The organism is uncultured Arcobacter sp., from assembly GCF_937982575.1.
GTDB lineage: Bacteria > Campylobacterota > Campylobacteria > Campylobacterales > Arcobacteraceae > Arcobacter.
Map to the genome: position 1 here is coordinate 130,524 of NZ_CALJLR010000006.1, position 23,088 is coordinate 153,611.

24 protein-coding genes are annotated in these 23,088 nt (G+C 29.0%); 8 read left to right on the forward strand and 16 right to left on the reverse strand.

Translation table 11 applies throughout. The features are described from left to right. Positions 1–53: 53 nt before the first annotated feature. From Q0617_RS05740 to Q0617_RS05755, 4 genes are read right to left on the reverse strand one after another with little or no spacing between them, the layout of a single operon-like run. Positions 54–1,640 (reverse strand): hypothetical protein, encoded by a 1,587-nt coding sequence (locus Q0617_RS05740; protein WP_298751441.1) that lies wholly within the window; start codon positions 1,638–1,640, stop codon positions 54–56. A gap of 10 nt (positions 1,641–1,650) precedes the next feature. Then, a complete protein-coding gene (locus Q0617_RS05745) occupies positions 1,651–2,265 on the reverse strand; it encodes a lysophospholipid acyltransferase family protein (protein WP_298751443.1) in 615 nt (204 codons plus the stop codon). Further along, on the reverse strand, positions 2,262–3,581 hold the full coding sequence (gene miaB, locus Q0617_RS05750) for a tRNA (N6-isopentenyl adenosine(37)-C2)-methylthiotransferase MiaB (protein WP_298751445.1): 1,320 nt from the start codon (positions 3,579–3,581) through the stop codon (positions 2,262–2,264). Before miaB ends, Q0617_RS05745 begins: the two co-directional genes overlap by 4 nt. Positions 3,582–3,599: 18 nt before the next feature. Then, on the reverse strand, positions 3,600–3,842 hold the full coding sequence (locus Q0617_RS05755) for an HP0268 family nuclease (protein WP_298751447.1): 243 nt from the start codon (positions 3,840–3,842) through the stop codon (positions 3,600–3,602). Positions 3,843–3,993: 151 nt separating this feature from the next. Here Q0617_RS05755 and nusA point away from each other — a divergent pair, with 151 nt between their 5' ends. Both nusA and cysS read left to right on the forward strand, forming a co-directional pair. Then, positions 3,994–5,169 carry a transcription termination factor NusA gene (gene nusA / locus Q0617_RS05760; RefSeq protein ID WP_298751449.1) on the forward strand — a complete coding sequence of 392 codons (1,176 nt, stop codon included), beginning with the start codon at positions 3,994–3,996 and terminating at the stop codon, positions 5,167–5,169. After that, on the forward strand, positions 5,169–6,572 hold the full coding sequence (gene cysS, locus Q0617_RS05765) for a cysteine--tRNA ligase (RefSeq protein ID WP_298751452.1): 1,404 nt from the start codon (positions 5,169–5,171) through the stop codon (positions 6,570–6,572). The genes nusA and cysS overlap by 1 nt, the downstream gene beginning before the upstream one ends. A 7-nt stretch (positions 6,573–6,579) precedes the next feature. Here cysS and Q0617_RS05770 read toward each other — a convergent pair whose 3' ends face one another. From Q0617_RS05770 to Q0617_RS05795, 6 genes are all read right to left on the reverse strand, one after another. Next, positions 6,580–7,545, reverse strand: a complete 966-nt coding sequence (locus tag Q0617_RS05770) for a hypothetical protein (protein ID WP_298751454.1) — start codon at positions 7,543–7,545, stop codon at positions 6,580–6,582. 151 nt (positions 7,546–7,696) lie between these two features. Then, positions 7,697–7,954, reverse strand: a complete 258-nt coding sequence (gene rpsR / locus Q0617_RS05775; protein WP_298751456.1) for a 30S ribosomal protein S18 — start codon at positions 7,952–7,954, stop codon at positions 7,697–7,699. A gap of 15 nt (positions 7,955–7,969) precedes the next feature. Continuing rightward, positions 7,970–8,491 carry a single-stranded DNA-binding protein gene (locus Q0617_RS05780; protein ID WP_298751458.1) on the reverse strand — a complete coding sequence of 174 codons (522 nt, stop codon included), beginning with the start codon at positions 8,489–8,491 and terminating at the stop codon, positions 7,970–7,972. Positions 8,492–8,518: 27 nt separating this feature from the next. Beyond that, positions 8,519–8,872 (reverse strand): 30S ribosomal protein S6, encoded by a 354-nt coding sequence (gene rpsF, locus Q0617_RS05785; protein WP_298751460.1) that lies wholly within the window; start codon positions 8,870–8,872, stop codon positions 8,519–8,521. 68 nt (positions 8,873–8,940) lie between these two features. Next, the gene (gene holA, locus Q0617_RS05790; RefSeq protein ID WP_298751461.1) at positions 8,941–9,924 is read right to left on the reverse strand and encodes a DNA polymerase III subunit delta; all 984 of its coding nucleotides are present in this window, start codon (positions 9,922–9,924) and stop codon (positions 8,941–8,943) included. Then, positions 9,917–11,773 carry a ribonuclease R family protein gene (locus tag Q0617_RS05795; protein ID WP_298751463.1) on the reverse strand — a complete coding sequence of 619 codons (1,857 nt, stop codon included), beginning with the start codon at positions 11,771–11,773 and terminating at the stop codon, positions 9,917–9,919. The genes holA and Q0617_RS05795 overlap by 8 nt, the downstream gene beginning before the upstream one ends. A 107-nt stretch (positions 11,774–11,880) precedes the next feature. Here Q0617_RS05795 and ilvC point away from each other — a divergent pair, with 107 nt between their 5' ends. The 3 genes from ilvC to Q0617_RS05810 are packed head-to-tail and all read left to right on the forward strand — an operon-like array spanning position 11,881 to position 14,930. Continuing rightward, positions 11,881–12,903: a ketol-acid reductoisomerase gene (ilvC, locus tag Q0617_RS05800; RefSeq protein WP_298751465.1), complete on the forward strand. Its 1,023-nt coding sequence runs from the start codon at positions 11,881–11,883 to the stop codon at positions 12,901–12,903. A gap of 43 nt (positions 12,904–12,946) precedes the next feature. Continuing rightward, positions 12,947–14,113, forward strand: coding sequence for a divergent polysaccharide deacetylase family protein (locus Q0617_RS05805; protein ID WP_298751467.1), 1,167 nt, complete (start codon positions 12,947–12,949; stop codon positions 14,111–14,113). Positions 14,114–14,153: 40 nt separating this feature from the next. Next, positions 14,154–14,930, forward strand: a complete 777-nt coding sequence (locus tag Q0617_RS05810) for a DNA-processing protein DprA (RefSeq protein WP_298751469.1) — start codon at positions 14,154–14,156, stop codon at positions 14,928–14,930. A 1-nt stretch (position 14,931) separates the two neighbouring features. Here Q0617_RS05810 and nhaA read toward each other — a convergent pair whose 3' ends face one another. From nhaA to Q0617_RS05835, 5 genes are read right to left on the reverse strand one after another with little or no spacing between them, the layout of a single operon-like run. After that, positions 14,932–16,113, reverse strand: coding sequence for a Na+/H+ antiporter NhaA (nhaA, locus tag Q0617_RS05815; RefSeq protein ID WP_298751470.1), 1,182 nt, complete (start codon positions 16,111–16,113; stop codon positions 14,932–14,934). A gap of 17 nt (positions 16,114–16,130) precedes the next feature. Beyond that, complete coding sequence (gene murC / locus Q0617_RS05820; protein WP_298751472.1) at positions 16,131–17,441, reverse strand: UDP-N-acetylmuramate--L-alanine ligase; 1,311 nt, start codon at positions 17,439–17,441, stop codon at positions 16,131–16,133. Between the two features lies 1 nt (position 17,442). Then, entirely contained in the window at positions 17,443–18,021 is a 579-nt protein-coding gene (locus Q0617_RS05825; RefSeq protein WP_298751474.1) for a hypothetical protein, read from the reverse strand. Further along, positions 18,014–19,144 carry a succinyldiaminopimelate transaminase gene (locus tag Q0617_RS05830; RefSeq protein ID WP_298751476.1) on the reverse strand — a complete coding sequence of 377 codons (1,131 nt, stop codon included), beginning with the start codon at positions 19,142–19,144 and terminating at the stop codon, positions 18,014–18,016. The genes Q0617_RS05825 and Q0617_RS05830 overlap by 8 nt, the downstream gene beginning before the upstream one ends. A gap of 13 nt (positions 19,145–19,157) precedes the next feature. Further along, a complete protein-coding gene (locus Q0617_RS05835) occupies positions 19,158–20,582 on the reverse strand; it encodes a TrkA C-terminal domain-containing protein (protein WP_298751478.1) in 1,425 nt (474 codons plus the stop codon). A gap of 108 nt (positions 20,583–20,690) precedes the next feature. Between Q0617_RS05835 and tgt the strand changes: the two genes are divergently transcribed. From tgt to Q0617_RS05850, 3 genes are all read left to right on the forward strand, one after another. After that, positions 20,691–21,821, forward strand: a complete 1,131-nt coding sequence (gene tgt, locus Q0617_RS05840; protein ID WP_298751480.1) for a tRNA guanosine(34) transglycosylase Tgt — start codon at positions 20,691–20,693, stop codon at positions 21,819–21,821. A 190-nt stretch (positions 21,822–22,011) separates the two neighbouring features. After that, positions 22,012–22,302, forward strand: a complete 291-nt coding sequence (gene gatC / locus Q0617_RS05845; RefSeq protein WP_298751481.1) for an Asp-tRNA(Asn)/Glu-tRNA(Gln) amidotransferase subunit GatC — start codon at positions 22,012–22,014, stop codon at positions 22,300–22,302. Between the two features lie 10 nt (positions 22,303–22,312). Then, a complete protein-coding gene (locus Q0617_RS05850; protein ID WP_298751482.1) occupies positions 22,313–22,654 on the forward strand; it encodes an arsenate reductase family protein in 342 nt (113 codons plus the stop codon). 47 nt (positions 22,655–22,701) lie between these two features. Here Q0617_RS05850 and Q0617_RS05855 read toward each other — a convergent pair whose 3' ends face one another. After that, the gene (locus Q0617_RS05855) at positions 22,702–23,034 is read right to left on the reverse strand and encodes a hypothetical protein (protein ID WP_298751483.1); all 333 of its coding nucleotides are present in this window, start codon (positions 23,032–23,034) and stop codon (positions 22,702–22,704) included. Positions 23,035–23,088: the final 54 nt, after the last annotated feature.

Sequence of the window (23,088 nt, forward strand, 5' to 3'; positions counted from 1 at the left end):
TTTTAAAAGAAACCTAAAAGTTTTCGAAGAAATCTAAAGATTTTCGAGGAAACTTATAAGTTTTGATTAAATTGAAGTGTAAAACTCACTTCAATACTTGAATCTTGATTTTTCAAAAATATTATTGGATAAGATATATTTATTGAGTACAACTCTTTATTTAAACTTTCCAATAATCTAAAGAACTCAATTGGTGAACTTATCACCATATTAACTTTAAAATTATATGTAGAAATATTCAAATTAAATGTAGATTCGTAAACCAAAACTGCACTCTTTGGCAAAATAATTTTCAACTGATCACTTACTCTTTTTACTGGCATAAATCCATCAGCTAAATATTTTGGAAGAGGTTTATTATAAAGACTTTTAGAATCTTTAAAAATAGGGTCACTATTATATATCATCACATCCAAGGCAATATTTTTTGAATCTTTTATTTGAATATTCGAATATTTATAAAAATGTAAAAGCTTAGGCTGAATATCTTTAATATAAGAATCAGGAGCTAGCATTTTACCAGTAATTGTTGAGTTATCTTTTTTTATTTCTAAGCTATCAATCACCATATCATACGGTATTGACTCCAATAAAATCAATAAATCATCTTTTATTTCATTATTTATATTTATATGATTTGGTAAAGCAATTCTCTTTTCTAAAACACTATTCTTAGGTTCTTCTTTTTTCATCTGTTTTATTTTTTGAACGAAGTCTATTACTTTTTCTTTATAATAAATTCCTGAACCAGTAATTCCAAATAAAAATACCAATAATAGTAAAATCCATTTCGTTGAGGACTTTCCTTTTTTAGGTCTTGGTTTTACATAACTTTGTAATAGTCTATTGGGACCACGTGAAAGCTCATAAATAGAGTCTTTTAATGAAATATAGTGATAGTGTACACTTATCATCAAATCATCTTCTATATCTTGTAGTTGTTCATCACTTAACTGTTTAATAGTATATAAAATATCAACTTTTTCAACAAAATTATCGCTTTTATTTTTATAATACTCTTTTAATGTTTTTGAAATAAAGTTCTGTAATTCTAGGGAATAAACTTCATCATAAAGTTTTTGACCTAAAACATCAGATGAATAAAATCTTGACTCTTTTATATCTTTAAACTCTGGTACTTTATGTATTTTATTAAAAACAATTTTATTTAACTCATTTACTATTACAATATAAATATAATCGCTTACTGTTAAAACAACTAAGGTATTTGAAGTTGGGTTTTGTTCCAAGTGCTGATTTAAAATCTGAAAAGGAGAAAAAACATAGTCTAAACCTGTAAATTCAAAATAGTGCTCTACTTCAAAGAGTTTCTCTTTTTTTACAACCACATCAAAACTATTGTTTAATTGAACTTTTGTGTAATCTGTTAATCTTTTATTTGTTTTATTGATTATTTTTTCATCTGCACATAAACAAAGTGTTGAGATAAAAGTTTTTGGGATAGATTCTTGCCATTGATTTATTTTTGTAGCAATATCACGAGGAAGTATTTCATCATGAATTATAAATGTTGATTCTTCAGTTTTATCAAGATTTTCATTTTTAAGTTTTTTAAAGTCAACCTTTAACTGTGTGTTATATTTTAAAATACTTATAAATTGAGAATCTTTACCAAACATCACAACCTCTTTATTTCATAGCATTTATCAAAAGCTTTTCTTTTATAAACTCTTTAGCTTCAGCCATATCCAAATGGGATACACTAAAAGGTTCACTAACATAAAAATCTATCACACCAAAGGGTTTTGGAATAATAAACTTATCCCAAGAGTTAAATTGCCAATATTTACTAGGACGACAATTAAATGCTAAAATTTTAGCATCAGTTTTCTTATGAATTGCTACTATTCCATCCGCAACTGAAAATCTAGGACCTTTTGGGCCATCAGGAGTAATTGCAATGTCATTACCACCCTTTAGTTCTTTTATAGCACCAATTAAAGCTTTTGTTCCACCTCTAGTACTTGACCCACGAATAGAATGAATTCCTAAATATTCAACAGTTTTAGTAATTGCTTCTCCATCTTTGTGTTCACTAATCATTGCACTTACTTTACCTTTTGGTTTAAGCTTTTGATAATTGAAAGGTTGCATTAAAAGTTCACCATGCCAAAAAGAGACAATATAAATATCATCTTTTAACTCTTTTGGATGGTGAAAATTCTTTTTATTTGTTAGATATACAAATCTTACAAATAATTGCAAAAAAAATGGCACAATTCGTGTTACTAAAAAAAGCTTCATTCGCTTATTACTTCACCTTTTAAGGCTGTTCTACTTGCAGCTGTAACTTTTACTTTTACAAACTTACCAAGAAGTTCATCACTTCCTTTTACAAATACTTGACACCAATTATCTGTAAATCCACAAACTTCACCATCAGATTTTAGATTTTCAACTAAAATTTCCACTGTTTTACCAACATATGAATTCATATGTTCTACAAGATGTTTTTTATGAAGTTCAATAACCTCTATTAATCTAGCACTTCCAATCTCATCTGAAACCTCTTGCTCTTTTAACTCTAAAGCTGCTGTATTTGGACGAGGAGAATATTTAAAATTAAATATTTGGTCAAATTTTACTTTTTCTATTACATCCATTGTATCTTGAAAATCTTCATCGCTTTCACCAGGAAATGCAACAATAATATCTGTTGTGATTCTTACATCAGGCACTAGCTTTTTAATTTTCTCTGCTCTATTTAAAAACCACTCTTTTGTATATCCTCTTTTCATGGCTTTTAAAATAGATGTTGAACCACTTTGTAGTGGCATATGAATACATTTACTTATTTTTGGATTTTTAGAAAACTCTTCAATAAACTCATCATCCATATGTAAAGGATGTGGTGAAGTAAATCGTATTCTTTTAAGACCTTCTATTTTAGAAATATCTTGTAAAAGTTTTGTAAATGTAGTTTTAGCTCTTTTATCTGAAAATCTTCTTCCATAAGAGTTTACATTTTGCCCTAAAAGCATAACTTCAACAGCACCTTTATCTACATCTTTTTTTATTTGGTCAATTATCATTTCAGGAGGAATTGATATCTCATCACCTCTTGTTGCAGGAACAATACAATAAGTACACTCCTTATCACAACCAATAGAGATATTAACAGATGTTTTGTACATAGATGTCTCAGTTCTTGCAAACTCATAAGTACTATCATCATGCTCAATTGAAATTTCAACAGCACCTTTTGTATCTATTATATCTTTGATTTTTGAAATATTTCGTGCACCAACTACAAAATCAACATAAGGAGCTCTTTTAATAATATCTTTTCCTAAATGTGAGGCAGTACAACCGCAAACACCAATTTTGGCACCATCTTTTTTCTTAGCATTAAACTGCCCTATTTCTGAAAAAAGTTTTTGCACGGGTTTTTCTCTTACTGAACAGGTATTGATAATAATTAGATCTGCATCTTCCATATTATCAGTTGTTTTATAATCTTTATACTTTTCTAGCTCAGCAATTATGTGTTGGCTGTCAGTATCATTCATCTGACAACCAAGAGTTTGTATAAATAGTTTTTTAGATTCTTCTTTACTCATTATTATTTCACTTTAATACTAAAGTGCATGTACCTCATACATATATTCATCATCAGCTAATCCATATCTAACTTCTCTAAAATATACATTATAACCTTCACCTTCTAAGGCATCAACCAATGCCATCATATCTTTGTGTGAATTATCTTTATCAAAATAGAATATTTTTTCTCCAAGTTCTTTTAACTCTTCAATTATTTTTTCAATTTTTACTTTTTTTGGTTTTTCATTTAATTCGTTTCTTGCGAACAATAATTCCATCTCTATAAGCCTTTTATGTTTAAATTTAACTATATATTTTATCTTAAAGTTACTTTTATTTTTATAAAAGAAGTTTTAGATATAATATTGCTCTACATTCACATTGAAAATCAAAAAAAAATCATAGTTCAATGTTAAAAAAAGGTTATAAATGGATAAGATTATTGATATATTAGATTCTATTGCTTATGAAAAAGGAATCAAATCTGAACATGTTGAGACTGCACTAAAAGAGGCGCTAATTAAAACTGGTGAAAAAATGGTTGACCATACTCTAATTTTTGATGCGGAAATTGATAGAAAAAATAAAAGATTAAAACTTTTTCAAAAGATTGAAGTTGTTAATGATGATGATAAAAGGCTTCTAGGTGAGGAAGTTGATCAATATGACAATATTATAAATCCTGAAAATTTTATTCCTTTAAGTGAAGCAAAAGAAATTGATGCTGATTTAGATATTGGTGATTTTTTAGATTATGATTTAGAATTCGAAAATATGGGAAGAAATGCTGCAACAATTCTTCATAACAATTTTGAGTACAGACTTCAAAGATATATAGAAGAGAATCTTGTATCAAAATATAAATCAAAAATTGGAAAAATCATCAATGGTTCTGTTACAAGAGTTGATAGAGCTGAAAATACTTTTGTTGAAATTGGTGAAGTAAAAGGTATGCTTACTAGAAAAAGTAGAATAAAAGGTGAAACTTTTAAAGTTGGAGATAATTTAAAAGCAGTTGTAAAGGCTGTTAATATTGATAAAACAAATGGATTAATTATTGAATTATCAAGAACAAGCCCAAAATTCTTAGAAGCTCTTTTAGCACTTGAAGTTCCTGAACTAAAAGATGAAAGAATTACAATAGAAGCCAGTGCTAGAATCCCAGGTAGTCGTGCTAAAATCGCCCTATCTACAATGGAAGCACAAATTGATCCTATTGGTTCAGTAGTTGGTGTTAAGGGAGTTAGAATTACCTCTGTTAGCCAACAATTACATGGAGAAAATATTGATTGTGTTGAGTACTCAACAATCCCTGAGATGTTTGTTGCACGAGCTTTAAGCCCTGCAATAATTAAAAGTGTTCAAATACAAAAATCTAATAATCCAGAAGTTAAAGATAAAGCAATTGTAACAATTTCAAGTGACCAAAAATCTAAAGCAATTGGAAAATCTGGTTTAAATATCAGACTAGCATCTATGCTTACAAGATGTGAAATAGAACTTGTAGAAGTTGGTGATAATACACAGGCTACAGAAGGTTCAACAGCAATTCCAAATGATGAAAAAACAAAAGATACTTCAGAGTTAGAGGCTTTATTTAAATAATGGACAAAATATTCATTTATGACTCTGTCAAAAAAGAGAAAGTTTTATTTGAACCAATAGTTAAAAACCAAGCTAAAATATATGTATGTGGTCCAACAGTTTATGATGACTCACATTTGGGTCATGCTAGAAGTGCAATAGCTTTTGATATGTTACACAGAGTCCTTAAAATAAATGGACTTGATGTAACTATGACAAAAAACTTTACAGATATTGATGATAAAATCATTAAAAAAATGAATGAATCATCAAGATCTTTGGAAGATATAACAACTCAATATATCTTAGCATACAAAAAAGATATGCACTCGCTTAATATCTTAGATAACACCCTAGAACCAAAAGCTACACAAAATCTTGAAGCCATGATAGAGATGATAAACGATTTAGTCTCTAAAGATATAGCTTACAAAATAGATGATGGAGTCTATTTTGATGTATCAAAAGATAAGTCTTATGGAAATATCTCAAAAAGAGCGAGTGATGAAAACTCAATTGCAAGGGTTGAAGTAAACACTCAAAAAAGAAATTCCTCTGATTTTGCCCTATGGAAATTTGAAAAAGCAAATGATGTGTCATATGAAGCTAGCTTTGGAAAAGGACGACCTGGTTGGCATATAGAGTGTAGTGCTATGATAGAAAAACATTTAGCATACAAAGATGAAGCTTATCAAATAGATATTCATGGAGGAGGAGCTGATTTACTTTTTCCTCACCATGAGAATGAAGCTGCACAAACTAGATGTTCATCAAATAATGAACTTGCAAAATACTGGATGCACAATGGTTTTGTAACTATTGATGGTGAAAAGATGAGTAAATCATTAGGAAACTCTTTTTTTCTAAAAGATATTTTAAAATCTTATAGTGGAGAAGTTGTTAGGTTTTATTTATTAACAGCTCATTACAGAACAGATTTTAACTTTAATGAAGAGGATTTAATCTCTTCTAAAAAAAGACTTGATAAATATTATAGAGTGAAAAAAAGAGTTTATGGAAGTGCTTCATCATCTGTAAATAGTGAATTTAAAAGAAAAGTTTTAGAAGCACTAAATGATGATATAAATAGTTCAAAAGCAATTTCAATTGTTGATGAAATGATAAATAGTGCAAACGATAAACTTGACACTAATCCAAAAGATAAGAATCTAAAAAAAGAACTAATAGCAAACTTTGAGTTTATAAATGAAGTTTTAGGAATCTGTTTTAATGATGCCTATGAATATTTTCACTTTGGTATAAATGAAGATACAAAAGAAAAAATAGAAGAGCTAATAAACAAAAGAAGCCAAGCAAAAAAACAAAAAGATTTTCAAACAGCAGACATGGTTAGAGATGAACTAACTGCCTTAGGAATATCTGTAATGGATACTCCAAACGGTGTAGTTTGGGAGAAGTTATAAACTTCTTCTAAACCTTGTAATCTACACTTCCAATAACTCCAGCATCCCCATTTTCTTTAAGAAATATTGAACTTTGGCCTCCATTTACAGAGCCTACATTTGCCAAGTAAATTGCCCCTATTCCTGAGTCTGCTAAAGATACTAATGAATTCTCTCCATTTGCTTTTTTCTCCCATACTCTTAAGTCATTGAAAACTGAATCATTTTCATCAATCCAATTATTTCCATCCTCATCATAAGCACTTAATTCTTTAAAACCATCTCCAGAATTAACTCCAAATAGTTCATTTCCATTATCAATTTTGTCGTTACCATTTTTATCCAAAGCTAAATAACTTACATTATTTTGTAAAGATGAGATATCGCTATTATTTTTATCTTTGTTTACATCAAACTCAAAACCCATATCTCTAGAAACATTGTCAAAATCACCTTTTTGATTTTGCATGTCAACTGAAAATGGATTTTCGCCACCTCTTCCATATGCATTTATACTAGTTTCGTTTCGTTGATAAAACTCATTTGAGTATGAAAGACTAAGATTAATTTTAAACTCTCCATTTGCAGTCTTTATTGTAGCTTCTGCACTAAAATCCATAGTAGTTTTTTCATAGTACTCTTCTTTACTTTCATATGAAAACCCCCATTCACTATTTTTTTGCGCATAGGGATTATTTGAAGATTGTGCACTATTTTGACTCTCATTTGGAAATAGTCTTATTTTTTGGTCACTATGTAAAAGTCTAGAAAGAAGTTCTTCAATTATTCTTTTTTTTACTTTATCTTCTACTGATAAATCTGCTTCACTATTAAATACTAACTTTTTTGGCTCTATATTTATGTCAGTTTCAAGAGCTTTTTGTTCATCTAAATTTTCTGTTTTGCTAAAAGAAGTTGCACTTACATTTTTTTCATACTTTTGTATAAAACTACTACTTGCTTGTAAATTTACTTCTGAAGAATCAATTCTCATATGCAACTCCTTAATTTATCTATATTTAAGAATTGTATAGTAAAAACTATTAATTTACTATTAAAAAAATATTTTAGTTGTATATGAAAATTTGGCATAAAAAAAGGGGGAAGATTTTACTCTTCCCCCTTTTTTTTATAAAAACTAAAACTTATCTTGCGTATGCTGCATCTGTAAGGTTTTTAGTATCTACAATATATGGAACCAATGCCATATGTCTTGCTCTTTTGATTGCATTTTCAACCATTTCTTGAGCACTTTTAGAATTTCCTGTAAGTCTTCTAGGCATAATTTTACCTCTTTCACTCATTGAAATTCTTAATAAATCAGTATTTTTGTAATCTATGAAATCAACTTTCATTTCAGTATATTTACAATATTTCTTTCCGTATTTTCTTCTTTCAGCCATTTTCTTATCCTCTTTCTAGAACGGTATTTCGTCTTCGTCTATATCGATTTCTGGTATTTTATAACTACTATTTTCTGTAGTAGTTTTTACACCACCTTGTGCGTAGCTGTTTTGACCTGACTGCGGTTTATTGTACTGATTACTGCTTGGTTCTTGAGCTTGTGGTTGAGAATACTCACCTTCATACCCAGTGTTTCCATTTTGTGAATCAGCTTTTGAATCTAACATTTTCATATTATCAACTCTTAATGAGTGTCTATTTCTGTTAGTTCCATCTTGAGCAGTCCATTGTTCAAAAACAAGTCTTCCTTCTAATAATACTTTAGAGCCTTTACGCAAATATTGATTAGCAACCTCAGCACTTCTATTGAAAATGTTGAAATCTAAAAAACAAACTTCATCTTTCTTTTCACCAGTACTAGTCTTATAATTATAAGACGTTGCAATTGCACTTTTAGCAACTGCTGCACCACTTGGTAAATATCTCAATTCAATATCCCGTGTTAAATTTCCAACCATAATTACTTTATTATACATATCAGGCCCCTTTTATAAAATTATGCCTTAAGCAGACTTTTTAGCTGCTTCATCACTTAGTTTTGTCCAAGCAGTAACTTCTTTTTTACTCTCATATTTAATGAAAATAAATCTAATAATATTTTCATTGATTCTATAATTTCTTTCTAATTCTAAAATAGATTTAGTTGGTGCTCTAAAATAAATCACGTAGTAGTGACCTCTTTTATGCTTTTCAATTTCGTATGCTAGTTGTCTAGTTCCCATATCGTCACAAGTAACGATTTCTCCACCATTTTTTTCGATATTAGCTTTCACTAAATCAATCTGTGCTACAGTTTCTTCTTCAGTCATCGTAGGCTTTACAATAAACATTGTTTCATAATGTTTTATTCTTGACATTCATTCTCCTTTTAGTTTTCGCCGGTATTCTTAAAAATATCAGCAAGGTTTTTGTAAAGTCAGAGATTTTATCTAAGTTTATCTGAAAATTTTCTTAGACTAGCTTGTATATACGCATTATGGTCTGGAATTTTTGAACTTTTTAAATCCAACTCTAAATCATTTAAAAAATTAAACAACTCTAAAAACAGCTCTGGTTTTATTTTTATTGCCAATTGGGTTTTTTTCTCCCAAATATTTTGAGGAGGTACATAACCTAAAATCTCTCTGGCATTTGGAGTTCCAATTGTCCTTGAATACGAACTTATCATAAAAAGTTGATGAACAAAAGCAGCTATTTGGGTAAGTAAATTTATCTCATTCATCCCCTCTTCAAGTAAAAAATGCAAATCTCTTTTTACTAATTGTCCATTCATTAGATTAAATAAAAAGTCCTCTAATGATACACTTCCTATTCCAAAACAGTGTATTTCCACAAGTTTTGAAGAGATTGATTCTTCGTTTAATATTGCTAACTTTTTTAAGTCATTTACACTCAGGTTTAAATCATTTCTATGCATAAAAAATAGATGATTTAATGCCGAAACTTCATATCTCAAACCTAAACTTTTAGCTTCACTTTCCAATATTTGAATAGCTTCACTTGGATATGGTGTAAACATTCTCACGCTTACACTATTGTTTTTATTACTAAAGTATGAGCCCATAGTTTTAAAATCCCCATCTCCCATACAAGCAAATATTACTGTTGAGTCTGGGTTTGTATTACAAGCTTCAATTAATTGTGTTGTCTCGTTTTTATTTAGTTTTTTAGCAAGTTTTATAAGTAAAACATTTTTACTTGCAAAAAGTGATGATTGTAAAAGCTTATCTTTTGCATATTTAAAATCAAAATCATCAAAATATATCTTCTCAATATCTTCTCCAGCAGCTACACTGTTTGCAACTAAGTTTGCATATTTTTCTATTAAATAATCACTTTGCCCAAAAAACATATATGCGCAAAACTCTTTTTTTGCTCTTAATAATCCGTCAAACTCTTTTTTATACATTTTTTATTGACCCAACTATATTTTTACTAATCATATCAACAGATTTGATTATTACTTTTATTTTTAAAAAGAGTTTCTCTCCCCTATAATTATCCAAATGAACTCTAAGTCCTGGCATATCTTTATAAAACTTTGCAAAACCTCTTTCAATATCAACTATTTGTGCTTTAAACTCTTTTCCAACTTGATCTTTTGCCCATCTTGCATATTTTCTATCTTCATAATCCCACACAAGTTGATCAACTTTTCTCTCATTTACAGAGATATGCTCACATATTTCTTCAATACTAGCAGGTGTTTTTTTACTTTTTAACATCCTATGAAGAACTAAATCAGAGTATCTTCTAATTGGGCTTGTAAAGTGTGAATAAGAATCAAAACCTAAACCAAAGTGACCTAAGTTTTTTGACGAATATTTTGCTTGAGATTGTGATTTTATTATCAAATCATTTATCTCTTCAACCAAAAGGCTATTTTTCGCTTTTGCTTGTATGTGTGTAATTGTCTCATGAACAGAAGCTTTAATCTCTGCTTTTATTCCAAGTAAATTTACCTCATCTACAAGTTTAGAAAGTGATTGAAAAGATGGCTCTTCATGTATTCTAAAAATACCTACATTTCCTAGTTTTTTACTAGCTTCAATATTTGCTAACAGCATACACTCTTCAATAAGTTGATGGGAAGCAGTTGACTCTTCTATTGAAATACCCTCTAACTCTAAGTTATGATTTAACTTTTGTCTATACTCTTTACTTATAAAATCATAACCTTTCTGTAATCTTTTTGCCCTAATTTTTTTTGTAATTTCATACAAGGGAATTAGGTAATCAAAAATCTCTTTTTCAGTTTGACTATACTTATCTAAATGTCCTTCAATTACTCTATCAATTCTTCCATAAGAGAATTTTTTATGAGATTTTATTATGGCCTCAAAAAGTTCTGATTTTTCTATCTCATAATCTTTTGTTAAATATATTTTAAATACATATGAATATCTATCAACATTCTCTTTTAAAGAACACATCTCTTCACTCAAACTTGGAGGAAGCATAGGTAAAACTTTGTTTGGAAGATATATAGAAGTTGATTTTAATAAAGCTTGTTTATCTAAGGGGCTATCTTCTTTTACAAAATAAGAGACATCTGCAATTGCCACATAAAGTATATTTTCTTTTACATCAAAATAGATAGCATCATCATGATCTTTTGCACTAGCTGGGTCAATAGTAGTAAAAGCAAGATTTGTTAAATCAACTCTTTTATTTACATCATCCATTTTTGCCTCAACCTCAAGATACATTTCTAATCTTATGAGTTCATCATATAAAAATAGAGAAATAAATTGATCAACCTTTGGATCTTGAATATTTCCAACATCTTTTTCTATCTCAAAAGTTTTACTGTTTACTACATAGATATTTCCATTTGTTGAGGAAGAGAAATCTTTTTTTGTCTCTAGCTTAATCGACTCTTTTACGCTAAATAATTCACCCTCATTGACATAAACTAAAAGTGAAGTTGCATTTGTATATAAAATCTTTTCAACTTTTGCTTTAAAAGAAGACCTTGGATTAAATATTCTTTTTACTAAAACCAAATCATTGTTATATGCACCCTTTAATTCATTCATATCAAGTTTTAAAGTTTTGTGCTCATTATCCAAATCACTTAATGTCACACTCTTATTTTTTATTTTAATAATTCCTACTCTATATTTTGAATTCAGTTTATAAATACCATTTTCAAGACTTACAATATCATCTTTTATAAATGGTTCTAAATACTCTTTATCATTTTGTGTAAAATTTTCATGTGCAGATATAACTTTTCTAAAAATAGTTTGAATCAAAACTTATCCTAATCTCTCATTAATTTAAGTATTCATTATATAACTCTTTTATTTACATTTAGGTTACTTTTGGTATAATCCTCAAAAATTATTAAGAGGATTATTGAATGGCATTAAATGTTTACTATGATAAAGATTGTAATATCGATTTAATCAAATCAAAAAAAGTAGCTATGATTGGTTTTGGATCACAAGGTCACGCACATGCAGAAAACTTAAGAGATTCTGGAGTTGAAGTTGTTGTTGGATTAAGAAAAGGTGGTTCTTCATGGGCAAAAGCTGAAGCTAAAGGTTTCGCTGTAAAAACTGTAGCAGAAGCTACTGTTAGTGCTGATGTAGTTATGATTTTATTACCTGATGAAAATCAGTCTGAGATTTACTATTCTGAAATCAAACCAAACTTAAAAGATGGTGCTTACTTAGCATTTGGACATGGGTTTAATATCCATTATGGAAGAATTACTCCTGAAGCAAACACAAATGTAATGATGATTGCTCCTAAAGCTCCAGGCCATACTGTTAGAAATGAGTTCACTAAAGGTGGAGGAATTCCTGACCTTATTGCTGTTGAAACTAACCCAAGTGGAGACACAAAAGAAGTAGCTCTTGCTTATGCATCTGCTATTGGTGGTGGTAGAACTGGTATTATTGAAACAACTTTCAAAGATGAAACAGAAACTGACCTTTTTGGAGAGCAAGCTGTATTATGTGGTGGAGCTGTATCTTTAGTTCAAGCTGGATTTGAAACATTAACTGAAGCTGGATATGCTCCTGAAATGGCATATTTTGAGTGTTTACATGAGTTAAAACTAATCGTTGACTTAATGTATGAGGGTGGAATTTCTGATATGAGATATTCTATTTCAAATACTGCTGAGTATGGTGATTATGTATCTGGGAAAAGAGTTATCAATGCTGAGTCTAAAGCAGCAATGAAAGAGATCTTAAAAGAGATTCAAGATGGTAGATTTGCAAAAGATTTCATCTTAGAAGGTCAATCAGGATACCCAAGAATGAACGCTGAAAGAGCTAATGCAAAAGCAAGCTTAATTGAGCAAACTGGTAATAAATTAAGAGAAATGATGCCTTGGATTTCTTCAAGCAAAATCGTAGACACAAATAAAAACTAATTTTAAAGTAAGGTTTAAAACCTTACTTTAATTTTCCAACTTTATGACGAAAAGAAAGCCTCAAAGAAGAAGAAAAAGTAGTAAAAAAAATTATAAGATTTCTACAATAAATAAATTTTTAGCTCTATTGCTATTTTCTTTACTAATAACCTTAGCAACATATTTTATTCTTTTAAAAAATCACAATGAAAAAATAGATGATTTAGAAAAATCCAAAAAAGAAAATACTGAATATTCAAAAGAAAGCAACCTTGATAAAATACTTGCAGAGTATGAAAAAAATCTAAAAACAACAGTTGTAGATAAATACGAAGAGTATAATAAAGACCTAGAAAAAGAGTATATTCATCAAAAAGATTTTGAAAAAGTTGAAGAAGTTTTAAAAGAGAAAAATACAAAGATTCAAAGTGTTGAGAAGAAAGTTTTCCCCAACATAGATAAATTTATAACAAAAGAAAAGATAGAAGAATATATTCCCCTTCCTCCATTAGAAAAAAATGAAAAAACAGAAATAATTAAAAATGAAAAAACTATTATTAAGTCACCTATAATTAAATCAAATAGACCAAAACTTGCCATTGTAATTGATGATGTAACTTTACAATCACAAATCAATCATATAAAAAAGATAGGATATGTAGTAAATATTTCACTAATGCCTCCCACAAATGGACATAAAGATTCAGCAGTAATTGCTCAAAACCTTCCCTTTGCGTTAGTTCATTTCCCACTACAAGCAACTGTTAGTAACTTTGAAGAGGATTATACTTTAAAAGTAGGAGACTCATATGAAAAAATCGAAAAAAGAGTTGCACAAATAAGAAAATGGTATCCAAAACTAAACTATACAAACAATCATACAGGAAGTGTTTTTACAGCAGATAAAACATCTATGGAGTACTTAATAAAAGCTCTTAAAAAATATAACTTCACCTTTATAGATAGTAGAACAACTTCCAAAAGTGTAGTAAAAGAAGTAACAAAAGAGTTTGGTATGCCATATATTGCTAGAAATATTTTTTTAGACAATAAAAAAGATTTTAACTACATACAAAATCAACTAAAAAAAGCAATTAGAATAGCTAAAAAAACTGGCTCATCAATTGCCATTGGACACCCTTATCCTATTACTATGAAAGTGTTAAGAAAATCAAAACACCTATTAAAAGATGTTGATTTAGTTTATGTAAACGAACTACCTATTAATTAAACTTAGATATAATTATTTATATTATTTTTTTTGGAGTAGTATGAATTCTATAGTTGATTATGAAATAGACGAGCTAAAAGCGTTAAAAAACAAACCAGCAAACTTATACTATAAAGGCAATTTAGAACTACTAAAAAAGCCTAAAATATCCATCGTAGGCACTAGAAAGCCCTTTAATTATACACAATTGTTAACCCACCAATTAGCACAAAAACTCTCCCTTGCTGGAAATTGTATTGTAAGTGGTGGGGCTATGGGAGTAGATGCAATTTCCCATAAAGCAGCGGGAGTTGATAATACAATTTTAGTAAGTCCTTGTGGAATAAACTACAAATATCCTGCAATCAATAAAAAACTAATTACTCAAATAGAACAAGAGGGCTTACTTTTAAGTCCTTTTGATGAAGATTTTAAAGCAACTTATTATAGCTTTGTCCAAAGAAATGAAATAGTTGTTGCCCTTGGAGATATTCTTATTGTAACTCAAGCTGATTTAAATAGTGGAAGTTTACGAAGTGTAGAGTATGCAAAAAAGATGGAAAAAGATATTTATGTATTACCACATAGGATAAATGAAAGTCTAGGAACAAATGAGTTAATAAAAGAAGGTTCTGCAAAAGTTATATACGATATTGAAGAGTTTATAAATGAGTTTACTAAAACACCTATTCAAAAAGAGAATAGTGATGATTTTTTAGAATTTTGTAAAACAAATCCAACTTTTGATGAGGCTTTATTAAAATACAACTCTTTAGTGTACGAGTATGAATTAGATGGAAAAATACAAATTAAAAATGGTTTTATAAATCTTTGTTAATTTAAATATTACAAGCTTTTTGTGATTTGGCAAATCTCAAAATTAAATAACCCAAAATACCAGAAAAAAGAGAACCTATTAAAATAGCCAATCTATCAGTATAAAAGTATCTTGTATCATCCATAAAAGCAAGAGAATCAATAAATAGACTCATTGTAAATCCTATACCTGTTAAAGCTGCTATTCCATATATTTGTGTCCAGTTTGTACATTTTGGTATTTTTGCTAATTTTAATTTTACAGCTAAATAAGTAAAAATAAATACTCCAAACTGTTTTCCAAAGAAAAGTCCTAACATAATACCAAGAGGTACCCCTTCAGTCATCTTTGTAAAATCAATATCTCTTAAATCAACTCCAGCATTAGCAAAAGCAAACAAAGGCAGAATAAAAAAAGAAACCCAATAATGTAAATTATTTTCCAAATGTCTTATTGGAGAATTAACTTTGTCATCTTTTTTAGTTTTAAGAGGAATTGCAAAGGCCAAAATTATACCAGCTAAAGTAGCATGAACACCTGATTTTAAAACAGTAATCCACAGCAGAATACCAACAATACTATATAAAGAGATAGTAGATACACCCATACGATTCATAAAAAATAAGATCCCAATTATAAATAATGAGATATATAAGGCATCAATAGATAGGTTTGAAGTATAAAATACAGCAATAATTAATATAGCTCCAATATCATCGATTATTGCTAATGCCATTAAAAATATTTTTAAGGATACGGGTACTCTTTTACCTAACAAAGACAATATTCCAAGTGAAAAAGCAATATCAGTTGCTGTTGGGATTGCCCAACCATTTAAGGCATTAGAATCACCTTGATTAAAAAAATAGTAAATTAAAGCTGGGCAAAGCATCCCACCAATGGCAGCAAATGTGGGTAGGGAAATCTTTTCCCAGGAAGATAAATGCCCTGCAATTAACTCTCTTTTTATCTCAAGTCCTACAACTAGAAAAAATAGTGTCATTAGTCCATCATTTATCCATAAATAAAGCGGTTTACTTATTTCTAGATTATTAGCCGAAAAATGAATAGGGATATGCAAAAACTCATAATAATACTCAGATAAAGCAGAGTTTCTTAAAATTAAAGCAAAGATAGTTACGAAAATAAGAATAATTCCAGATGATGATTCATTTTTGATAAAATTATTTACTAAAATCTTCATACCTATCCTTTAAATGGTTATTTTGAGATATCCCTTAATTGATAAGTAATATCTCCTGCACCAACACCTACAACTATACCTTCATTATATGTTTTTATAACTTTATTATCTTTTATAATATCTATTTCACAATTTTTTGCAAGCAATTTATCAGCAAAAATTGGATTATACTGTTTGAACTCTTTTTTGAAATCTATATCTAAAACATGTTCACCTGGTATTGTCCAAATAGGCAAGATAACTAGTTCATCACACCCTTTGAAACATTTTTTAAAACCTTCTAGATTGTCATAAGTTCTACTATATTTGTGTGGTTGCCAAATAATAACTCTTTTATTGAGGTTTTTCAAGTTGTCATATAACTCTACAGACTTGATTGTAGCTTCTATTTCCGTTGGATGGTGTGCATAGTCATCTATTAAAACAAATTTCTCACACTTTTGTAAGATATCAAATCTTTTTTTAATACCCTTATAACTCTTAAGATTTTCTCTTATATCCTCAACATCAAGCTCATTTAGAGCTGCTAATATTGCCAATGAAGTATTAACTGCAATATGATAACCAAATCCCCAAACTTCAAAATAACCCAAGTCTTTTAACTCAAACTTTGTAAAAGGCTCATCATCTTGTAAGATATATGAGATATTTTTTATATCAACACTTGGATAAAGTTTTGTAGCCTCTTCTATTCCAAGTTTTTTTATATACTTATCTTCTGCATTTATAACTCTATGAACACCCAAATTGATAAACTTTTTGTAAGTATCAAAAAACTTTTCATAATCATAGTTATAATACTCCATATGCTCAGGTTCTGCATTTGTTACAATAGAACAATATGGATTTGAAAGTATAAAGCTAGCATCACTCTCATCAGCTTCAAAAGCTACTATTCCATTTTTATATCTAAAGTTTGAGCCAAAATCTTTTGAAATCGCTCCAATAATTGCAGTTGAGTCTAAAATAGAAGCTAAAATAGAAGTTGTGGTAGATTTGCCATGGGCACCGGCTACACAATAGTTCTTTCTATCACCCAATATTATAGGTAAAGCTTCTTTTCTTGATATGGTTCTTATTTGTCTAATTCTAGACTCTATTAATTCTGGATTTTCATCTGTTACTGCTGCAGAATAAATTACAACTTCTGGGTCTTTTATATTTGATGCACTTTGAGGAGAATAAACAGTTATTCCCTCTGCCTTTAACTCATTTGTTATAGGAGTCTCTTTCATATCAGAACCACTAACTTCATGACCACTATGTTTTAAAAATCTAGCTAGTGCAGAAAGACCTATTCCACCTATTCCTATAAAGTGTACTTTCATCTTAATCCAATAAATATTTTAAATTTGTATATTCAGTTTTTAGAAGTTCACTATTCTTTTCTAAAAAGTCTTTTGTTTCAAAATTAAATGAAGTAATAAAATAACCATATTTTTCATCTACTGGCATATTGTTAGTATTTACTTTTTCATCATAAAATTTATCTAAATCAAACTCTTTTGAACAAGCAACTAAATGAACATGTAAAGCATCACCTAAAATCTCATCATCAATCACATTTGCTAAGACAAAAAATAACTCTTTTGCACCTTTTAGGTCATTATAACTCCATTTTTCTATGGCATGTTCATAAAATGATCTAGTGTAATAAAGTTCATCATTTTCTAAAACTATTTTTTTACCGCTATTTACGATTTTTTCTACATTTTCAAAAGATATTTTTAAAATATTTTCATAAACTGTATTTATTTTTTCTTGTTCCAAATCTAAAATTAATAAAGAGTCTAAGACTTCATAAAGTGCAGAGATATTTTTAGTCTTTATTGCATCATCTTTTGTTTTTTCCAAATAATTTATAAAATCTGGATTTGTTCTAGCTTCATTTAGCTCTTCGTTAGTCATTCATAAAGTCCTTCAATCTATTTAATACCTCTTTTGTTTTTTGAGCATTTTCAACTAATGCAATTCTTACATACCCTTTTCCAATACCTTCTCTTCCTAAAAAGCTTCCAGGTAATACTTTAATATTCTTCTGTTTATATAAGTTTTTTGTAAATTCTAATTCATCATCAACTTTTAGCCAAATATAAAAAGTCGCTTGAGGAATATCTATGCCTAAAATTTCCCGTGCCAATTCAAAGTTCTTTTTATATGTATCTCTAAAAACTTGCACATGATTTTCATCTTTCCATGCAGTAGCAGCTGCGTGTTGCAATGGAATTGGAGCAGCACAACCAACATAAGTTCTATATTTCATATAACTTTTTAAAATATCTGCATCACCAGCTATAAAACCACTTCTTAATCCTGGAGCAGAACTTCTTTTAGAAATAGAGTTAAGTACTAATACATTTTTAAACTCGCTATTTCCGGCATGTATACTAGCTTCTAAAAGCGAACAAGGTTTATTTTTTTCATCAAAATAAACTTCTGAATAACACTCATCATTTATCAAAACAAAATCAAATTCTAAAGCCTTTTTAACCCAAATAGCCAACTCTTCTTTACTCATATTTGCAGAGGTTGGATTGTTTGGATAGTTTAATACTACTAAATCACATTTCTTAAGGGTTTCATCATCTAAAAGTGCTTTATAGTCGTTTTCTTTAGTTAAATTTATATGAACAACTTCTGCCCTACTAGCAATTGCTGCACCTTCATATATCTGATAAAAAGGGTTTGTAAAAGCAATTGTTGGTTTAACTTTATCAAACAAATAAAACTGTGGAAAGTTAAATAAAACCTCCCTAGTACCAAAACAAGGGATAATCTGATTTTGTTCTAATTTAACGTTAAATCTTTTTTCTACAAAACCAATCATAGATTCACTTAAGAAATTCTCCCCTGCAGTTTTTGGGTAGTTTCTTAAGTACTTTGCACTTTCAGCCAAACTATCTTGAATAAATTGTGGCGTATCAAACTGTGGTTCACCTATTGTTAATGCACTTGCTTCATATGAACTATTTGGCACAATTTCATCCAATAATTCATTTAATTTTTCAAAAGGATATTTTTCAAATACCATCTCTTACCTTTATTTAATTTTCTACTACAGGGATTAAAAGTTGATTGTTTTGTTTTATATCAAAAGATAACAAATCAGAGTTTGTATAAAAAAATCTACTTAAATTTCTTTTTATAAACATATCTTTTTTTAGTGGTAAAATTTGCAATATGTTTTTTTGGTTTTTCAACTCTCTTATTGGGTTTTTCTCTTTTGAGACTATCTCTACTTTTTGTCCAAATATTTTTGCTAAGTTTTCAAAGTGATCCAAAATATTTGACTTATCTTCTTGTCCTGTGGGGTCCATATCGAATATTTTTGTTTTAAGTTTTAACTGACTTGAAACATCAAAAACTATTGGAGAGATTTGTTCATAAGATTTTGTATCATTTAATAAAATTACACTATTTTTTATTTTTGTGATATCTCCATAACCTGATTTAAAAATAGGAATTCTTAAATCTACTAGTTTAGAGATCCCCTCTTTGTTTTTAAATAGTTCATAAGAAATCATCATTAAGCCTATATCAAAGCTCTTTAAATCTTTTTTTAATAGGGCATCAAAGCCTATATTTCCATAATCAATTTCAAAGATAAGATTATCTTCATCTTTTAATTCTTCATTTATAAATTTCATTAAACCAACAGTAGTTGGTCTTGTAACTCTTACAATTAATTTTTGGTTTTTTATTAATTGATTTAGATACTTTACTTCTAAAACACATTTTTTTACAGTATCAACAGTTTGTAAATAGAGATCTAAATATAGATATAAATTGTGTCCAAAAGGCATAGGAAACTGCCCTTGTGTTTTTCCAACTGCATTATATACTTGCATCAAAACTTCAGGTTTTCCAATTATCAAAATAACATCATTTGGTTTTAAGATAAGTGATGGTTTGATTTTTATTAATTGTTGTTTTCGATAAAGTCCAAAAATTTTCCATTCTCGCTGTTCTATTGAACCTATATATCTATAGGCATAAGAGCTACCAAATGGAATTCTTATTTCCATTATTTCACCTTGTTTTAAACCTATATTTTGGGCTACAACAGGGATATTTGGAAGTCTTTCAACCATACCATTTGCAAGGACATCAATTCCTTTATAAATATTTATGTACTGATCAGAAAGGTCAATCCCCCAATAGTCCAAAATACTCATTTGCATTTTTGGTTTTTCTTCTTTTATATTCTCAATCACACTTAACATCTCATCTTTTGAATTAAGGGCAATAAGAGCTTGGGCATGAAGATCTTTATCTAATACCATAGCTAGCTTTGATTTTGATGTGGGATCAAATTTAAAAAATGTAAAATTTGAGGGTCTTTTATCAGTTAAGATAGCATCATTCATGTAAATAACATCGTATGAGTTATCACCAGTATTTGTCTCAATAATTCTTTGAAGCAATTTTTTAGCAACAATACCATCTAATATAATTAATATCTTTTTCATTAAGATATTATATCTTTTTCTTACTGATAGTGTGTTTTATCAAATTGCTTTTAATTTATTAATACAAATTTAAATGGTATAATCCCCACTTTTAAAGGAAAATTATTAATGCAATTTAACATAGATGGAAAATCTTTTCACAAAACAAGAGCCTGTACAATTAAAACAGCTCACAGTACTATTCAAACACCTGTATTTATGCCAGTGGGAACTCAAGCTACAGTAAAGGCACTCGATGCTAACGATATGCTGAGTCTTGGTGCACAAATTATTCTAGGAAATACTTATCATTTATATTTACGTCCAGGAAGCAAAATAATCAAAAAATTTGGGGGACTTCATGGTTTTTCAAGATTCCCAAACTCTTTTTTAACTGATTCTGGTGGCTTTCAAGCTTTTTCACTAGGAACTAATTCAAAACCAGATGAAAATGGAATTATGTTTAAATCACACATTGATGGAAGTAAACACTACTTTACACCTGAAAGTGTACTTGATACCCAATATGAACTTGGAAGCGATATTATGATGATTTTAGATGATTTAGTAGCCTTGCCAAATACAAAAGAGAGAATCAAAACTTCAATTGAGAGAACAACTGCATGGGCTCAAAAAGCAATAACTTATCATAAGAGCCAACAAGAAAAAGGCATAGGAGTAGATCAAAATATCTTTGCCATAATTCAAGGTGGAACAGATAAAGAGTTTAGAAAGCTAAGTGCCCAACAACTTTGTGCACTTACTGATTATGATGGCTTTGCCATAGGAGGTTTAAGTGTTGGTGAACCAAATGCAGATATGTATGAAACTGTAGAGTGGACAACAGATTTTATGCCCGAAGATAAACCAAGATACCTGATGGGTGTGGGAACACCTGAAGATTTGATAGAAAATATTGAACGTGGTGTTGATATGTTTGACTGTGTAATGCCCACAAGAAATGCAAGAAATGGGTCACTTTTTACAACTTATGGAAAAATAGCTATTAAAAATGCAAAATTTAAAGATGATGGAGAGCCTATTGACCCTGCATGTGAATGTTACACTTGCCAAAACTTTACAAAGGCATATTTAAATCATCTTTTTAGAGCAGGTGAAATTACCTATTATAGACTTGCAACTCTACACAACATTCACTACTATTTAACGCTTATGAGAGAAGCTAGGCAAGCAATTTTAGCCGATAACTGGGTAGAGTTTAAAAAAGAGTTTTATAGAAAAAGAGGCGTTGAGATTTAAGTGTCTTAACCACAGACAAAACTCTTTTTAGATAAAATGCAAAAAGTTGAAGAGCAACTCGTTGCTCTGTTTAGAATTTTCTCAAAGAGAGTGCAAGCACAAAACTACTTTTAAGGATTTTAATAAAGCCTAATAAAAAGTAGACAAATATTTCAGGTCCCTTTTAAAGGGCACCTTTTAAAGGAAAAAAATGACTATTGATGATAGTACAATTGATAAATTAGCAAAACTTTCTAGCTTGGAAATTGATGAGAGTAAAAGAGAATCACTAAAAAAAGAACTAGGTGATATTATTAATTTCGTTGAAAATTTAAATGAAATTGATGTTAGCCACATAGATGCAACATTTACAACAGTTGAAGGTGGAACACCTCTTAGAGAAGATGTTTCTAGCCAAGATTTAGAGATGTCAAAACATATACTTTCAAATGCTCCTAAAAGTGAAGATGGATACTTTATAGTTCCAAAAATCATAGAATAAGGCTTTTTTAATGATAACTGTTTATGGAATAAAAACCTGTGGAAGTGTACAAAAAGCCCTGAAATTTTTTAAAGAAAATAATATAGAAGTAGATTTTTTTGATTTTAAAAAAGATACTCCAAGTGCCCAAAAAGTAAAATCTTGGACCCAAAAATCAGATATAAATATACTTTTTAATTCAAAAGGTACTAAATATAAAACCCTCCAATTAAAAGAGTTAAACTTAGATGAAAATGGTAAATTTGAATGGCTATGTAAAGAGCCAATGCTTTTCAAAAGACCAGTTATTGAGTTTGATGATAAAGTTCTTGTAGCTTTTAATGAAGATATGTATAAAGAGACTTTTTTATAAGCCCCTTTATATAAAAAAAGATTATTTTACTTTCTATATCTAAGAACTCAAGCTAAATAATCATGGGAAACCCCAGGTTCTGAAGAGATAATCTCTTCATAAGTGATTTTTTGTAAATTTAAGTCTTTAAACTCTTTTGAGATTATATCAATGGCATCTTTATCTGCTGAATATAGCAAGGACCTACCATTATCATTACTTACATAAACAACATTTTTAGTTTGTTTAAAAATATTATCTACATGTTTTTGCCAATATTCTAAAAGTTCTTCATTATCACTAAGTTCATCATATCTGATATCCCATTGAAAGCATAAATCAGGTAATAATCCACAAGTTCTTTTATCAAAAAAATCTAATGTTATGCCAGTTAGTTCCATAATGTACCCCTTTTTCTTTTATTTTAATCCATTAAAACTTAAATAAAAGAAAAT

What these genes read in the sequence shown, in the direction of transcription:
- Q0617_RS05740 (WP_298751441.1), bottom strand. Translation starts at nt 1,640, where the DNA reads ATGTTTGGTAAAGATTCTCAATTTATAAGTATTTTAAAATATAACACA.
- Q0617_RS05745 (WP_298751443.1), bottom strand. Translation starts at nt 2,265, where the DNA reads ATGAAGCTTTTTTTAGTAACACGAATTGTGCCATTTTTTTTGCAATTA.
- miaB (WP_298751445.1), bottom strand. Translation starts at nt 3,581, where the DNA reads ATGAGTAAAGAAGAATCTAAAAAACTATTTATACAAACTCTTGGTTGT.
- Q0617_RS05755 (WP_298751447.1), bottom strand. Translation starts at nt 3,842, where the DNA reads ATGGAATTATTGTTCGCAAGAAACGAATTAAATGAAAAACCAAAAAAA.
- nusA (WP_298751449.1), top strand. Translation starts at nt 3,994, where the DNA reads ATGGATAAGATTATTGATATATTAGATTCTATTGCTTATGAAAAAGGA.
- cysS (WP_298751452.1), top strand. Translation starts at nt 5,169, where the DNA reads ATGGACAAAATATTCATTTATGACTCTGTCAAAAAAGAGAAAGTTTTA.
- Q0617_RS05770 (WP_298751454.1), bottom strand. Translation starts at nt 7,545, where the DNA reads ATGAGAATTGATTCTTCAGAAGTAAATTTACAAGCAAGTAGTAGTTTT.
- rpsR (WP_298751456.1), bottom strand. Translation starts at nt 7,954, where the DNA reads ATGGCTGAAAGAAGAAAATACGGAAAGAAATATTGTAAATATACTGAA.
- Q0617_RS05780 (WP_298751458.1), bottom strand. Translation starts at nt 8,491, where the DNA reads ATGTATAATAAAGTAATTATGGTTGGAAATTTAACACGGGATATTGAA.
- rpsF (WP_298751460.1), bottom strand. Translation starts at nt 8,872, where the DNA reads ATGTCAAGAATAAAACATTATGAAACAATGTTTATTGTAAAGCCTACG.
- holA (WP_298751461.1), bottom strand. Translation starts at nt 9,924, where the DNA reads ATGTATAAAAAAGAGTTTGACGGATTATTAAGAGCAAAAAAAGAGTTT.
- ilvC (WP_298751465.1), top strand. Translation starts at nt 11,881, where the DNA reads ATGGCATTAAATGTTTACTATGATAAAGATTGTAATATCGATTTAATC.
- Q0617_RS05805 (WP_298751467.1), top strand. Translation starts at nt 12,947, where the DNA reads ATGACGAAAAGAAAGCCTCAAAGAAGAAGAAAAAGTAGTAAAAAAAAT.
- Q0617_RS05810 (WP_298751469.1), top strand. Translation starts at nt 14,154, where the DNA reads ATGAATTCTATAGTTGATTATGAAATAGACGAGCTAAAAGCGTTAAAA.
- nhaA (WP_298751470.1), bottom strand. Translation starts at nt 16,113, where the DNA reads ATGAAGATTTTAGTAAATAATTTTATCAAAAATGAATCATCATCTGGA.
- murC (WP_298751472.1), bottom strand. Translation starts at nt 17,441, where the DNA reads ATGAAAGTACACTTTATAGGAATAGGTGGAATAGGTCTTTCTGCACTA.
- Q0617_RS05825 (WP_298751474.1), bottom strand. Translation starts at nt 18,021, where the DNA reads ATGACTAACGAAGAGCTAAATGAAGCTAGAACAAATCCAGATTTTATA.
- Q0617_RS05830 (WP_298751476.1), bottom strand. Translation starts at nt 19,144, where the DNA reads ATGGTATTTGAAAAATATCCTTTTGAAAAATTAAATGAATTATTGGAT.
- Q0617_RS05835 (WP_298751478.1), bottom strand. Translation starts at nt 20,582, where the DNA reads ATGAAAAAGATATTAATTATATTAGATGGTATTGTTGCTAAAAAATTG.
- tgt (WP_298751480.1), top strand. Translation starts at nt 20,691, where the DNA reads ATGCAATTTAACATAGATGGAAAATCTTTTCACAAAACAAGAGCCTGT.
- gatC (WP_298751481.1), top strand. Translation starts at nt 22,012, where the DNA reads ATGACTATTGATGATAGTACAATTGATAAATTAGCAAAACTTTCTAGC.
- Q0617_RS05850 (WP_298751482.1), top strand. Translation starts at nt 22,313, where the DNA reads ATGATAACTGTTTATGGAATAAAAACCTGTGGAAGTGTACAAAAAGCC.
- Q0617_RS05855 (WP_298751483.1), bottom strand. Translation starts at nt 23,034, where the DNA reads ATGGAACTAACTGGCATAACATTAGATTTTTTTGATAAAAGAACTTGT.